Raw genomic sequence first — 14,759 nt, 5'->3', positions numbered from 1 at the left:
GTGCGGTTCCCCGCCGGGACTGACGCATGCTTTTCTCTCGCGTCAGCTACCATAAACCGAATACCGTAAACCGAATACCAATTAATTACAACTGCTTCAGCATCAGGTTGCGGTATTGCACCTTCATGGGTGGGCCGACGTGTACCTGGACACCCAGGTGGCCTTTGGCGGCTCCGTTGACGGTGTCTTCGTCCGTCACTTCACTCATCAAAACCCCGTTGACGTAATGCTGCAGCTTATTGCCTTTCACAATCAGGTGAAACGTGTTCCAGTCTTCCTTCTTAATTAAAGTCTTCAAGGAGTCGGAACTACCCAGCGAACCGGTTACGGTCAGGCCATTCCAGGCATTTTTGCTGACATTGGACCGAATTCCTTCCGGCGTTGCGGGACCCGTGTAAGGCTTGATGGTGGTTTTCTGACCACGATAGGCCAGCGTCGTCCGTTTGCGTTCTTCGTAATTCTGACCCGTGTAGCGGTTGGCACCGTCGATGTCGGCCTGATAGCCCCGGAGGGCAAACGGAATGTCGGTCAGTTGCTCGCTGCGGTAATTGATGCCGGAGTTGCCGCTTTCGGTGATGTTGAACTCGCCTTTCAATTCAAAATCCGCTGGTTGGCCACCTTTCCAGATGATGAAGGAGTTGGTTTTCAAGAGCGTGGTCGGCGTGATTTCACCCACCAGATTGCCGTTTTCGACTTTCCAGTAAACCGGGTCGCCATCCCAGCCTTTCAGGGATTTTCCGTCGAATATTTTTACGAAACCCTCTTTCTTTTCTTTCTTCGTTTGCCCTACGCAGCCGGTGGTCAAACCGCCGGTTAGGACGGCCGCCAGGAGAAGTCCAACTGGAAGGAATTTATACTTTGCTTTTTTCAACATCGCATTTTTAATTTTTACACTTGAACAACTAATGCCCCCCAGCCCCCTAAAGGGGGAGCTTGGAGCGCGAGAAAACTCCCCCTTTAGGGGGCTGGGGGGCAAATGTAACAGCCCTGCCCTTTAGGGGATTGAGGAACGTTTATTTACTTATCACCTTTTGCCGCCCCGGTTCCGCCTTTGTAGACGGGATTTTCAGGGTTGCCACCGGCTTTCAGATACGCCATCAAGTCTTTCAGTTCCTCGGGGTTCAGGCTGTTGATCAGACCCGGTAACATGACCGATTCGGTGGAATACTTGGTGGAGGTTACGTCTTTCTTCAGAATTTTCCGGGTTTGATCCGGCGCAAACGGATTCTGCGAAATGGTGTAGCTTGTCTTGTCTTCCGAAAGCTGCCGCCCCAACACCGACTGTCCGTTTTTCAGGTAATAGATCGTGGACGCATACTGATCAGAAACCGCTTTGTTCGGGTTGATGATTGCTTCCAGCATGTCCTTGTTCGAAAACCGGGTGCCGAGTTGCGTCAGATCCGGGCCAATGTCACCGCCCGAACCCTGAATCGAGTGGCAACGGCTGCACAGAACGGCCCCGTAGATTTTTTTGCCTTCTTCGAAATTCCGTCCCGTCAATTCCGTCCCGACAGCCGCAACGGCGTCGTCCAGTTGCCAGCGCCGACCCGGTCCTTTGGGAGCGTAGCCCATCGCCAGATCATTCCCGTTCGTCGTTAGCAAATCCGCGCCCGACATTTTGTTGTATTTTTCAAACTGGTCTTTGGGAACGTGTGCCAACGCCAGTTTCCGGGCCCGGTCGATAAAGCCTACATAGCTGCGACCGCCCTGGTATTTGAAGGCATTGCCAAACCACGTGAAATACTTGTTCCGCAGTTCAGGGGTCCAGCCGGTTTCCTGGCGGCTCAGCATGACGGCATAATACGTCTGTTGCAGCGGTGGTACTTTTTCCAGCATTTTGGCAATGTCCAGTCCGTATTGCGGATTGCGCAAAATGAGGTCCGAAGAGGCCGTCGCAGGGGTCAGATTGAGGTCGGCCATACCGGGCTCGTCTTTTTTGTCCATCAACGCCAGTGTTTTGGCCACTACGCCCGGCGCTTCCAGGTAAATCAATACCTTACTCAAACCCCGGTTCATTAACGCGGTTTTGGCCGGATAATGAGGATTCAGGTACGCAATAACTTTGGCTTTGTCGGCGTCGGCCGGCGCACCCATCCGCAGGAAAATCAATTCAAATGCACGCAGAACGTCAAATTGTTGCGACTCCGGAAGCTGAGCAAAATTGATCTTCAGCAAGGTGTTGATGGCTCCGCTTTTGGCAGATTCACTGCCTTGCCGGGCCAGGGCAACAATGGCCTGCGTGGCCCGTTGCGGGTTGGTTTCGTTCAGTGCCTTATCCTGCCATTGGGCAACGGGCTGGTGTTCAACCGCAATCCGGGCAGCATAACGAACAAACCGGTCGGGGTGGCTCAGGTGCGGCCAGGCGGCTGCCAGTGCTGCCGGGTTGGGTTCCAGGTGGTATTGTTCCAGGTTGGTCCGGAGCTTATGCTCAGCCGTAACGGTTGGTGTTAGCGGGGTGGTTGAAGTGGATTCAGAACCGTTGTAATAAACCCGGTACAGATCGGACTCCAGCCGGCGACCGCCCACCAGAAAATACATGGCACCATCGGGGCCAATCGAGCCATCCGTGAGCGGAAGTGGTGAACCCGAGATAAATTCTTCCCGTTCGCCCTCGTAAGTTGCTCCTTTCGGTTTCAGATGGATGGAATAGATAATCCCAAAACTCCAGTCGAATGCGTACAGGGACTGGCGGTATTTTTGGGGAAACTTCGCATTCGCTCCGTAGAATACGTTGGTGGGCGAACCCTGACCAATGTTTAGCAAGGGCGGTAAGTTGTCCGGATTGCCGGGTAACCATTTGCTATTCCCGGTGCGCCAGCCAAATTCGGCCCCACTCGGAACGTGGCAAATTCGGGTCGGGCGGTACCAGGGCGTGCCAAAATCCCACTCCATGTCCGAATCGTAGGTAAACATATCACCTGCTTCGTTGAAGGCAACGTCGAACTCGTTCCGGAAACCGGCGCCGAGCAGTTCCCAGCGCTTGCCTTCGGGGTCGGTTGTGGCGACCCAGCCGCCGGGGGCCATCCGGTCGTTGGCGTGACCGCGTGGGTCCTTAATGAGCGGAAACAGGTTGTCTTCTTTCCAGTTGGAAGGAAGCCGATACGCATCCATCGGGGGTACGTCGGTGTGGTTACCTGCCACCACAATCAGCGATTTTTTATCGGGTGACAACACGATGCTGTGCGGGCCGTGCTCGCCTTCCCCTTTCAATTCTCTCAGCAGGGTTATCTTGTCGAATTGATCGTCATTGTCGGTATCCTGCAGGCGGTATAGGCCACTGGCCTTCGGAAACCGGGGGTTCGACCGGTTGTTCACCATGACATAGAGGCTGTTGAATGCATACAGCAGCCCCTGCGCATACCCCATTCCTAAGGTATCTTTTCCAACGCTGAGTCTTTCGACGGTGGGTTTCGTCGAACCGGAACCGATGGCCGGAATTTTGAGCCGGAAAAGTCCACCATATTGATCGGAAGTGATCATACGCCCTTTGTCGTCGAATGTCATCGAAACCCAGGAACCCTGGTTATTTTCGGAAGGGCTGTACAAATGTTCTGCCTTGAAACCGGGCAGTAGTTTTAGTTTGTCGACCTTCGGACTTTCGGCCCCCTGCCGGTTCGTTTCCGGGTAGTTTAAACCGACCCACGAAGCGCCCACTAGAGCAAGTGCCGAGACCGATAGCATTAACTTGACCGATCTGTACGTAGAAAACATAAGTAATTAGGGTTTATACAGTAAAAAATGCTTGTCGACCCGGACGTCGGGCAAAGCCGTTGAGTTTGAATACCAGAGTAAAGATTTTAGACAAGAGAAAAGAGACTTGAATCCGGGACGAGGAAAATGGTCTTTATTCTTTGATCTTTATTCTTTTCTCTCGGTTTGAGTTCTGCGAGATGGTTCAATTCTATACGATACTGCTGAATGGATAAAATGGGCCTTGCGGCTCCGGGTTATTTCGGGTTTGGCGTTGAACGTATTCCCCGGTGGCTAAACCGTGGTGTAATAAGGTAAAAGAAAAGCCTTCTTACTGATTGAATAAAAAAGAAAGCACCGTCAACATTCTGGTCAAGCGTACTATGAACTATTCTGCCGGTTTCAGAAGCGAAACCGGCAGAATAACCAATCTTAAAAGTGCGGAGTCAAAGCCGCTTCAACGGCCGGAAGGGGATAGTAGTCGTCCAAAACCGTGAAGGCATTTGGCGGAGGAACGGCCCCTTTTGGAAAATAATAATCCAGCGGATTGGCTTTCACCCGGGCACCATGCGCACCGATGATTTCCTTGACCCGGCCCGTCCGGACCAGATCGAACCAGCGTTTGTTTTCAAAAGCCAGTTCGACCCGGCGTTCCTTGAAAATGGCTTCCCGCATGGCCGTCTGGTTAGCGGCTGTGGTTGCGGGTAGCCCCGCCCGCGTCCGGATCTGGTTCAGGAAGGGAGCCGCTTCGGCGGTTTTTCCCTGTTCGTTCAGCACTTCGGCCATAAACAGGATCACTTCGGCATAGCGGTAAACGGGCCAGTTCTGGCCGGTGTTGTTGTGAACCGAGTGCGTTTTTGCGTATTTTTTAATGTACGGATACACCTTGTTCTCCCGCTGACTCTGGCTCAGGGTAACATAACCGATGGAAAGATCCTTCCGTTTGTCGCCGGTTTCATAAGCCGCGATGAGGTCGGGGGTCGGAATGTTGTTGTTTTCGCCCGAAATCGCCTGCGGATTCGAAGTGCCGGTTATCGGCGCCAACTCGGCGATCGTAATGGGCGCAGGAATAAAGCGGTAAATTTGGTTGCCATTGAAACCCGCAGCCCCTTCCATATACTGCACTTCGAAGATCGACTCCGAATTGTTCTTGTTGGCCGTGGTCGTAGAAACGGTGTTGGCATAGTCCGGAACGAGGGCGTAGCCACCGTTGGCTATAACATCCTTCAGCACGGTTTCGGCTTGTGCCCATTTCTTCTGAACGATGTAGAGGTTGGCCAGAACCGTTTTAGCCGCTCCGGAAGTGGCCCGGCCGGCTTCCTGAGTGGCTTTGTTCGGCAGCAGGCTCCCGGCTTCCGTCGCATCTTTTTCCACCTGGGCGTAGAGCTGGTCAGTCGTAGCCAGGGGCAGGGCGGCTTCTTCGCGGCCCGTAACCGGCGTTAAATGCAGCGGTACTTTTCCGAACAGGCGGGCCAGTTCAAAATACGCGTATGATCTCAGAAACAGCGCCTGTCCTTTCAGATTGCTTTTAACAGCGGCATCGAATTCCACGCCATCGATCAGGGCCAGAATCTGGTTGGTGCGGGCAACGATCTGAAAATAAAGCCGGTAAATCACCAGAACGTTGTCGTTGGCGGTTACGCCATTGGCCGTTGGGATGGCAAAGTCGGCCACGTTTTCAGTATTGTCCACCGCGCCAAACAGGATATTCCGAGCGTAGTAGGTATTGTCGGAGTGCATTTCTTCCAACACCCAGGCCCGTTCGTTGTTGATTTGCCGCAGCGGCACATAGGCCGCATTGACAGCCTGCTGAAAATCGGCCTGTGATTTGAAGAAGGTGGCCGAACTCAGACTTGTTTCGGGAACGACCGATAGAAAATCGTCCTGGCAGCCCGTCGATAGAAGCCCCAGAAGACCAAAGAGTATGATTGTTTTTTTCATTCCGGTAAAGGAGATAAAGATGGTCGAAAGTTGATCTGAATTTTGTCTTTTAAAAATTCAGGTTAACACCCAGCGTATAGGTACGCGGAACCGGGTAGTTCGAGAGATCGACACCCTGGCTGAGGTTTCCGCCATCGCCGTTGCCATCCCCCTGCGCACTGGTTTCCGGGTTTGGGCCACCCCAGTATTTCGTGAAGACGTACACCTGCTGAACGGAGGCATAGATCCGGGCGGATTTGAAAAACTTATTGACCGCGCCCATGTTGTAGCCCAGCGTGATGTTCTTGATCGTGAAGAACGAGGCATCGGCCAGGAAGTGTGAACTGTTCCAGTCGCGTTCAACTCCGGTGAAGTTACCGCCATTGTTCGTCGCGCCAAACATGCCGTTTCCTTCCGTGATCACGGTCGTAGCCACGCCCTGACCAGCGGCATTCGTCACATTTTTAACCCGGAAACGGTCTTTCACGCCCGCTACCATGTTGAAAACGCCGTCCAGGTTGGCCGTGCTGTAGAGGTGACGAATCCAAAGCTGGTTGCCATACGAGCCGGAGCCAACGATCGCCAGGTCCCAGTTGCCGTAGGTCAGGTTGTTGACAATACCGTAGGTGAATTTCGGGAACGGCGTACCGATGATGGTCCGGTCATCGGCATCACCACCGTAGGTAATGACCCCATCGCCATTGACGTCTTTCATTTTGATGGTCCCGATGGCCGAGCGGCCCGGAATGATCGGCGAATTGGCGAGTTCTTCGGCACTCCGGTAAAATCCTTCTTTTTGCAGTCCATAGAACTGACCGAAGGGTTGTCCCACCTGCGTGATGTGGAAGGTTCCATAGACCCGGTCGATGCCCGGAGCCAGAGCGACAACCTCATTGCGGTTGAAGGAGATATTGGCATTGGTCGTCCACTTCAGTTTGCCCTCGGTGTTGCGGGTGTTCAGCGCAAATTCATGACCCCAGAATTTAATTTCACCAATGTTGTCAAAGAAGTTCCCGAAGCCGGCTTCCTGCGGAATCTGAACGCTGTACAGCAGGTTGGTGGTGTTCTTCTGATAATAGTCATAGGTAAACTGAATCCGGTCGTTGAACAGGCCCAGGTCCAGCCCTAAATCCAACTGCTTGGTGGTTTCCCAGCCCAGATTTGCGTTTGCCAGCGACGTAACGACGGCGCCGGTAGCAACGGTATTGCCAAACACGGCGTTGACGGTGTTGTTGACCAGGGCATACTGGGTGTAGTTACCGATGTTGTTGTTCCCGATCACCCCGTAGCTGGCCCGCAGTTTGGCAAACGAAATCTGTGGGGTGCTTTTCAGGAAATCTTCATCCGAAATGACCCACCCCGCCGAAACGGATGGGAACGTACCCCAGCGGTTGTTTGCCCCGAATCGCGACGAACCATCCCGACGGATCGAAGCCGTAAACAGGTATTTGCCTTTGTAGTTGTAGTTCAACCGCGACAGAAGCGAGGTCAGCGTCCATTCGTTGATCCCGTTCTGGGTGCCGCCCCGGTTGATGTTGAGTGCGCCCTGGATGGTTGGCAGCCGGTCATCCGCGTAGGTATCGGCCTGAATCCGGGAGAATTCCTGGCGGTAGCGTTGATTGGTAAAACCACCCAGCACTTCGAAGTTATGATCGCCGAACGTCCGCGAATACGTCGCCGTGTTTTCGTTCAGCCAGCCGATGTTTTCCAGGCTTTGCCGGATCGAAACCGCCGTGGTCGGAATCGGTACGTTGATAGCACTGGTGGCCGTCGATGGGTTGAAGAAGAAGAACTTGTTATTTTCATACTCGATGTTGACGGTCGATTTCAGATTCAACCCTTTGATCGGGCTGTACTGAACATACGCATTGCTCAGTAACTTGGTCTGCTTGGTTTCGTTGACCAGCTCTTCCGCAGCGCGCACCCAGTTCGGGTAGGCAAAGATGTTCCCCGTGCTGCCCGGAAACTGGTTGAACTTGGTCAGTTCGCCGTTGGCATCCCGAATGGGCATGACCGGCCAGGTGTGCAGGGCGTTGAACAGAATCCCGGTTCCGCGGTCACCATCGGTGCGGGGCGTGTTGTCAAAAACGTACTGCGGAGCGATGTTGAACCCGACGCGTACTTTCGGGGAGATGTCATAATCCGTATTCATCCGCAGCGAATACCGCAGGTACTTGTTATTCAGAACGACGCCTTCCTGGTTGAAAATCCCACCCACAATGGCGGTTCTGGATTTTTCCGTGTTGGACGTAATCGTCAGGTTGTAGCTCTGCACGGGTGCGGTCCGCAGCAAGGCACCATACCAGTCGTTGTCTTTGCCTTCATATTGCGACGGGTTCTGGAATTCAACCGGAACCGCCTGGTTCATGTCTTCATAGAATTCCTTTTTGAACTGCGCAAATTCAACGGCATTCAGCATTTTGATCCGACCCCGTTCCGGCACCTGCTGCACGCCGGCAAAAGCGTTGAAGCTGATGTTGGTCTGGCCGACCTTTCCGCGTTTGGTCGTGATCAGCACCACGCCGTTGGCCGCCCGCGAACCGTATAGCGAAGTCGAAGATGCGTCTTTCAGAACGGAAATATCTTCAATTTCATCCGGGTTGATGGCACCAATGCTCCCGGTAATCGGGAAACCGTCGACCACATACAGGGGTTCGCTACCGGCCGAAACCGACAATTGGCCCCGAATCCGAACCGACATTCCCTGGCCCGGTTTACCCGTGGCCTGGTTAATCTGAACCCCGGCCAGACGACCCTGCAGTTTTTGGGTGATCTGCGAAACCGGAATGTCTTTGAGTTCTTTTGCTGTAACGGTTTGAACAGCACCGGTTACTTCTTTCTTCAACTGGCTACCGTAACCCACGACGACGACTTCCGACAGCGTCTGGTCATCCGGAACCAGTTTGATCGTCAGGCTGGTCTGGCTTCCAACGGCGATTTCCTGTTTCAGATATCCCACCGAACTGAACACCAGAACGGCTCTTCCGTTGGGTACAGAAATTTTAAACCGGCCTTCGGCATCGGTGGTCGTTCCGGAACTGGAACCTTTTACCACGACGTTGACACCCGGCAAACCGGTGCCGGCTTCATCGGTTACCGTACCGGTAACATCGGCCAGAAGAACTTCCCGGTTTATCGTCGACCGGCTTTCCGGGCCATTCTTGTAACTGTCGGGATTGGCCCAGGCAGGCGTGGTGAATAAGCTGGCAAACAGGCACGGTACCAGGAGCCGTTTTGCATAGCGTTGGGAGTTGCCCAATGAGGTAATGCATTTTTTCATAATAGAGATGTTGGAAGGTTTAGGGATCTCGAAGTCCCAGGGTTCAAAAAAAACGTTTGTCTGGCATCGATCCGGTCGCTGAAACCAATGCGATTCCGGATCATGGGTTTTTCTAACGGGTTTTGATTAAGACATGGTAGTAAGTGGTTGAATGTACATTTCAGGTTATAAGGATGGTCTTGGCATAGCGTGATTAAATCACGCGGAAAAATCACTATCATCCAATTAATTGAATGAGCAAATTGCAAGTATTTATAAAATTAGTTCAATTAACAAAAAGGCAGGCCAATGACTATCCTTTACTCTACTGTTTTGAGTAAAAAAGCCTGTTTTTTTAGCTGGAGGGATTTTTTACGCGAATCCCGAAGCTTCAGAATTCGCGTAAAAGAACGCCGTGTATCAGGCGAGTAACTCCATGACGGCTTTCCCTTTTCCGTCAGGTGTCGTGTAGAACGGTCGTTTTTCGATTTCGTACTGGGTATCCGGTGCAATGCCCAGAGCGTGGTAGATGGTCTGGTGAATGCCATCGATTTTGACCGGATTCTCGATGCTTTTGCAGGGCCGTTCGTCGGCGGTTTTTCCGTATACAAACCCTTTTTTGATGCCACCCCCGAACATGAGCACGGAGGCTCCGTCGGTAAAATGGCGGTGCATCCCGTAGAATTTCATGTCGGAGAGAATGTCCGGCTGGTTCACCTGCTCCTTTACTTTTTCGCCGGGGCGGCCTTCTACCATCATGTCGCGGCTGAACTCGCTGGCCAGAATCACCATCGTCCGGTCCAGATGCCCGGTTTTGTCCAGATCCTTGATGAGTTGAGCAATGGGACCGTCGATCAACTTTTTCATATCGACCATTCGGGTGTGGCCGTTTTCGTGCGTATCGAACCCTTTAAACGGCTCGTATTCAGTGGTTACGCTGATAAACCGGGCACCCTGTTCGGTCAGCCGACGCGCCAGCAGACACCCCAGCCCAAACTTACCGGTGTTGTAAATGTCGTAACTTTCCTTCGGCTCGGTGCTGAGGTCGAACGCCTTGGCTTCCGGCGAATTCAGCAGCATATAGGCCTGTTCCATCGACCGTTTGAGCGATTCTTTCTGGTAATCACTGCCAAACTCCCCAATCGGGCTGTTGCTCACCAGGTCGTTGTAGAGCTGGTTGCGACGCTCGAACCGGCTGGCGTTCATGCCCACCGGTGGCCGGACGCTTTCCAGCCCCTGGCTGGGGTCGGGAATGAAGAAGGGACCAAATTCATTCCCCAGAAAACCAGCGGTATGAAACGCCTTCAATTCTTCCGCTTCGCCCACCGTAAACCGCTGGCCGATGTCGATGAAGGCCGGAATTACCGGGTTTTTAGGCCCCAGTTCCTTGGCAATCCAGGAACCGATGTGCGGAGCCGCCACGGTTTGGGGCGGTTCATAGCAGGTATGCCAGTGATACTGATGACGCGAGTGCAGAATGTGTCCCAGGTCGGCCGAGACATATGAGCGAATCAGTGTCCCTTTGTCCATCACCTTGCCGATGGATTGAAGCCCTTCCGAAAAATGAATGCCGTCCAAAACCGTAGGAACCGATTTGAACGTGCTCAGGACCCGGTTGCCCTCCATGTCTTTTTCGTAAGGCGTATAGCGCTTCGGGTCGAACGTTTCGGTATGGGCCATGCCCCCGGCCATCCAAAGCAGGATAACCGTGTCGGCGGTGCCGTCGGTCTGGCCGATTTTCTTGGTTTTACAGCCTGACAGGAGGCTTGCCATGGGAGCGCCTGCCGCCAGTGCCGCCATGGTTGCCGCACTGGCGCGTTGCAGAAACTCCCGTCTGTTCCAACTGTTCTTCATGGTGTTCTATTTTAAAACCTGTTAGGTCTTGGAGACCTAACAGGTTTCGTGGTTTTTAATTGATCAACTGAAATTCAGGGTGTAGGCTAATGGCCCAGACCAGATCCTGGATGCCTTCGATACTCGGGGTTTTACCCACAATTTTTTCGGCAACCGCCAGTTCCTTCGGTTGCGGTTCGCGCCCCAGGGCGTTTCGGTAGAGTTCTTTGACGATCTGGTCCGACGAAGGATATTTGGCTTTCCAGATCTGCGCGCCTTTTTTCAACGCGTCGTTGAACTTGGCTCCATTGGTCAACTCCAGTGCCTGCAGCAGGTTGGCCTGCGAGGTCCGGCTGGTGCTGACGGTTTCGCGGTTGGGCCGTCCCAAAGCCGTCAGGAAAGGGTCGTTCTTCACCAGCGATGCCCGTGGGAAGGGAATTTCCTGCTTGATGGTTTCCGGTAAAAGCTTGGTAGCCAGGGAAGAATCCCCGTAAACCGGGTTGAAGGCAATGCTAACGGCGTCGGCAAACTGCTCGGCCGACAGCCGACGGCGCACCATGCCTTCGAACACGAAGGTCGGGGCGGTGAGCAGGGCCGGATCTTTCACGCTGATGGACGGCAACTGGTAGGTTTTCGAAGTTAAAATGGTGGTCATCAACCGCTTGATGTCGTAGCCGTTGGCCGCAAAATCAGACGCCAGCCAGTCCAGCAAATCCTGACTCCAGGGTTCGTTGTCCATCATATCGACCGGCTCGACCAGACCACGGCCCATCAACTGCGCCCAAATTCGGTTCACGAGTGTCCGGTAGAGCCGGCCATCTTTCGGTTGCACCATAAACTCGGCCAGTTCGCGGAGCCGCTGTTCGGTGGGGGCTTTTCCGTTGATGGTTCCCAGTTCTTTGAACAGAATGCCGGTGCCGGCCATTTTGCCCGTCGGTTTGTCGCAGCGGTGAATTTCCAGTGTCGTATCGGAGAATACGTTGGCGAAGGCGTAGGCGTCGGCCAGTTTCCAGTCGCTGATGAAACTGTCGTGGCACGAAGCACACTTCAGGTTCAGGCCCAGCAACACCTGCGACACGTTTTGGGCCGCCTGCATTTCGGTGCTCTGGCTTGAGTTGATGGTTCCGCGCCACTTGATGCCTTTGATAAAGCCGGCCGATTCTTCGGTCGGGCTGATCAGTTCGCGTACAAACTGGTTGTACGGTTTATTCGTTTTGAGGGAACTGTAGAGCCACTTCGTAATGTCGAAGCGTCCTTTGGTGATGTAACCGGTTCCGGAGTAGTCATTGCGCAGCGCATCATTCCAGAACGTGATCCAGTGCTGGGCGTAGTCTTCGTTGCGGTTCAGCAGTTCGGTCACCAGAATTTCCCGCTTGTTCGGTCGGGTATCCGCCGTGAAGGACGCAATTTTGTCGGGCGTCGGTAGTAATCCCACCACGTCCAGATACACCCGGCGCAGGTAGGTGCGGTCGTCGACGACGGTTTTCCAGGCCACTTTATTCTTCTGGAAATAGACGTTGACAAACCGGTCGACCGGGTTGACCAGGTCACCGGTAGCGGCCGGAATGGCGGGCATCCGGGGTTCCAGAGCCGCCACGCGGTAAATGCTTTTTTCGGTACCACTGGGCCAGGGCGCACCTTGTTTGATCCAGAATTCGAGGATCGCTATTTCTTTGTCCGTCAGTCGCTTGCCTTTGGTTGGCATGGCGTCGTCGTGACCCGCCGGGAGCTTGACCCGCCGGATCATGTCGCTGTCTTCGGGGTGGCCGGCTTTCAGAATAACGCCGTTTTCGCCCCCTTTGAAGAGTAATTCTTTCTTATCCAGCCGCAGTTCTCCCTTGGTTTTGGTCGCACTGTGGCAACTGTAGCAATTGTGGGCGAGAATCGACCGGACTTCCAGGTTTAGGTCCTCGATCTGCTTGTCGGTTAGCGGTTGATTGGTATTGCTGATGAAGGCCAGATTCGGATCCGTCGTCGAGGGGGCTTTCGCGTCCTTGCCGAAGGGCAAAACGCTGGTCAAATAGTCTTCGCCGTGGGTCAGCAAGGCACCATAATGGCCGGCAATGCTAACGCCGAAAACCGTTAGAAACAGCAGGCCCCGGTACAACGCCAGTCGGCCCGAACGGAGTGCAAAACCGGTAACAATGGCCAGGGCCATGGTCGTAAGCCCCGACCACTGGTGAACGGTGACGGTATCTCCGCCGTATTCTTCCTGGTTGATCAAAATGAGCCCAAAGACCGCGGCCACTACCGAACTGATGGCACCGATCCAGACCAGGGCCGTAATACCGGCCCGCAGGTCGTTGGACTTGCGGGACCAGCCAATGATTTCCAGCAACAGGGCCACACAGAGCAAACCGACCGGAAAGTGGACGATCAGCGGATGCAGACGACCCAGAAACTGCCAAAGCCAAAAGGATTCTGTCAAAATGGTCACTTTGTAATAGGGATTAGTTGAGGGTTTTATAGGAAATGCACCTTACTGCACGGATCAATCCTACTTTAACAGTATTCCGTCCAATAAGGTGCATTTTTTACGATTAACTATCCTGCACTTTCCTTTAGTACCCCGGATTTTGAGTCAGTTTGCTGCTGATCAGAATTTGTGGGGCCGGAATCGGGAGGTAATACTCGTTGTCGGCAAACACATAATCCAGCGCGTTGAACGCAATACCGCCCCGGTCGACAGTCGGTTTTGCTTTTTCTTTCGCACCATAGGCGTTCATGAAGGCGGTTAATTCGGCGGGTGTTTTCGTTCTCCGCAAATCGAACCAGCGGTGGTTTTCAAACGCCAGCTCCACCCGGCGCTCTTTCATGATCGCATCGCGGAGGGCTACTTTATCCAGACCGGTTTTGGCCGCCAGACCCGCCCGTTTGCGCACCTGATTCAGGTAATCGAACGCTTCGGCCGAAGGTCCGGTGGCTTCGTTGATCGACTCGGCCAGCATTAGCAGCACGTCGGCATACCGCAACACCGGCCAGTTGTTGTCCGTCCGGCCCGTAATTGTGTGGGGATGCGTAAACTTGATGACGTACGGGATGGCGAATTCCTTGCCGCCCAGCGTATAGCTGGTTTTTAGCGAAACATCTTTGCGCAAGTCGCCGGTTTCGTAGGCCGCGATCATGTCGTTGGTCGGAATGTTCCGACCCGCGGGGGGCGTATTGGCAAAACCGGTTACGGCACCTGCCGACAGCCGGGGTGCAAAGACGTAGGCAAAGTTGCTCCACTCGCCGAGGTCATTTCCACCCTGGTACTGAATCTCGAAAATGGATTCAGGGCCGTTTTTTCTGGCCGGATTGAAATTGTCGGCATACAACGGGTTTAACGTGTAACCGGTCACCTGTTTCAGCGTCGTGACAGCATCGGCGTATTTCTTTTGGGTCAGATACGATTTGCCCAACAGACTCAGCGCAGCCCCTTTCGTGACCCGGCCCAGTTGAGCCGCCGGATAGGTAGCCGGTAGAACGGCAACGGCTTCTTTCAGGTCTTTTTCAATCTGTGCCCAGACTTCGGCCTGCGGAGAACGCGTCAGTTCAAAGGCCGCATCCGGGTTGGCCAGGGTTTGGGTGACCAGCACGACATCGCCAAAATACTGAACCAGATTGAAGTAGCCGTAGGCTCTGATAAACTTCAACTGGCCTTCGATGGGGGCTTTGATGGCGGCATCGACCGTGCTTCCCGCGATTTTCTCCAGCGCGTAGTTGATGTTGTACATCATGGAATAGTACTGGTTCCAGACGTTGGAAATTTCACCATTTCCCTGGTTGACGGTCGAAAACTCGAAGGCTTCCCAACCAGCCGCGCCCCCGCGATCGAGCGGGTTGAAGTCGAGGGTTGTGTTGTCCGACGGAAATTCCTGAAAGATGTAGGCTGTATTGGTAATGCCCTGCAACTGACCGTATACACCATTCAGAGCCTGCAACAACTGCGTTTCGTTTTTGTAAAAAAGGTCAGCACCAATCCGGGTGGGATCGGTCGTTACCAGCATATCATCCGAGCACGAAAACTGGGCTATGCTCAGCAGAATTGTACCTATAACCGTTATTTTTTTCATGT

At 53.6% G+C, this 14,759-nt stretch carries 7 protein-coding genes; all 7 read right to left on the bottom strand.

Features of this window, described 5'->3' with window-relative positions; genetic code table 11:
- Positions 1 to 85: 85 nt before the first annotated feature.
- The 7 genes from DUE52_RS17700 to DUE52_RS17670 all read right to left on the bottom strand — a co-directional run bounded on the left by DUE52_RS17700 (position 86) and on the right by DUE52_RS17670 (position 14,757).
- Positions 86 to 874 (bottom strand): 3-keto-disaccharide hydrolase, encoded by a 789-nt coding sequence (locus tag DUE52_RS17700; protein ID WP_114407367.1) that lies wholly within the window; start codon positions 872 to 874, stop codon positions 86 to 88.
- Positions 875 to 1,017: 143 nt separating this feature from the next.
- Complete coding sequence (locus DUE52_RS17695; protein ID WP_114407366.1) at positions 1,018 to 3,711, bottom strand: c-type cytochrome; 2,694 nt, start codon at positions 3,709 to 3,711, stop codon at positions 1,018 to 1,020.
- A gap of 411 nt (positions 3,712 to 4,122) precedes the next feature.
- Complete coding sequence (locus tag DUE52_RS17690; protein WP_114407365.1) at positions 4,123 to 5,631, bottom strand: RagB/SusD family nutrient uptake outer membrane protein; 1,509 nt, start codon at positions 5,629 to 5,631, stop codon at positions 4,123 to 4,125.
- Between the two features lie 49 nt (positions 5,632 to 5,680).
- Entirely contained in the window at positions 5,681 to 8,890 is a 3,210-nt protein-coding gene (locus DUE52_RS17685) for a SusC/RagA family TonB-linked outer membrane protein (RefSeq protein WP_114407364.1), read from the bottom strand.
- 399 nt (positions 8,891 to 9,289) lie between these two features.
- On the bottom strand, positions 9,290 to 10,723 hold the full coding sequence (locus DUE52_RS17680; RefSeq protein WP_114407363.1) for a DUF1501 domain-containing protein: 1,434 nt from the start codon (positions 10,721 to 10,723) through the stop codon (positions 9,290 to 9,292).
- Between the two features lie 55 nt (positions 10,724 to 10,778).
- Complete coding sequence (locus DUE52_RS17675) at positions 10,779 to 13,139, bottom strand: DUF1549 domain-containing protein (protein ID WP_170315700.1); 2,361 nt, start codon at positions 13,137 to 13,139, stop codon at positions 10,779 to 10,781.
- Between the two features lie 124 nt (positions 13,140 to 13,263).
- Positions 13,264 to 14,757, bottom strand: a complete 1,494-nt coding sequence (locus tag DUE52_RS17670; RefSeq protein WP_114407362.1) for a RagB/SusD family nutrient uptake outer membrane protein — start codon at positions 14,755 to 14,757, stop codon at positions 13,264 to 13,266.
- Positions 14,758 to 14,759 lie beyond the last annotated feature (2 nt).

It is taken from the genome of Larkinella punicea (assembly GCF_003334855.1).
GTDB classification, from domain to species: domain Bacteria; phylum Bacteroidota; class Bacteroidia; order Cytophagales; family Spirosomataceae; genus Larkinella; species Larkinella punicea.
This window is presented reverse-complemented; position numbering and strand designations above follow the sequence as displayed.

What these genes read in the sequence shown, in the direction of transcription:
- DUE52_RS17700 (WP_114407367.1), bottom strand. Translation starts at nt 874, where the DNA reads ATGTTGAAAAAAGCAAAGTATAAATTCCTTCCAGTTGGACTTCTCCTG.
- DUE52_RS17695 (WP_114407366.1), bottom strand. Translation starts at nt 3,711, where the DNA reads ATGTTTTCTACGTACAGATCGGTCAAGTTAATGCTATCGGTCTCGGCA.
- DUE52_RS17690 (WP_114407365.1), bottom strand. Translation starts at nt 5,631, where the DNA reads ATGAAAAAAACAATCATACTCTTTGGTCTTCTGGGGCTTCTATCGACG.
- DUE52_RS17685 (WP_114407364.1), bottom strand. Translation starts at nt 8,890, where the DNA reads ATGAAAAAATGCATTACCTCATTGGGCAACTCCCAACGCTATGCAAAA.
- DUE52_RS17680 (WP_114407363.1), bottom strand. Translation starts at nt 10,723, where the DNA reads ATGAAGAACAGTTGGAACAGACGGGAGTTTCTGCAACGCGCCAGTGCG.
- DUE52_RS17670 (WP_114407362.1), bottom strand. Translation starts at nt 14,757, where the DNA reads ATGAAAAAAATAACGGTTATAGGTACAATTCTGCTGAGCATAGCCCAG.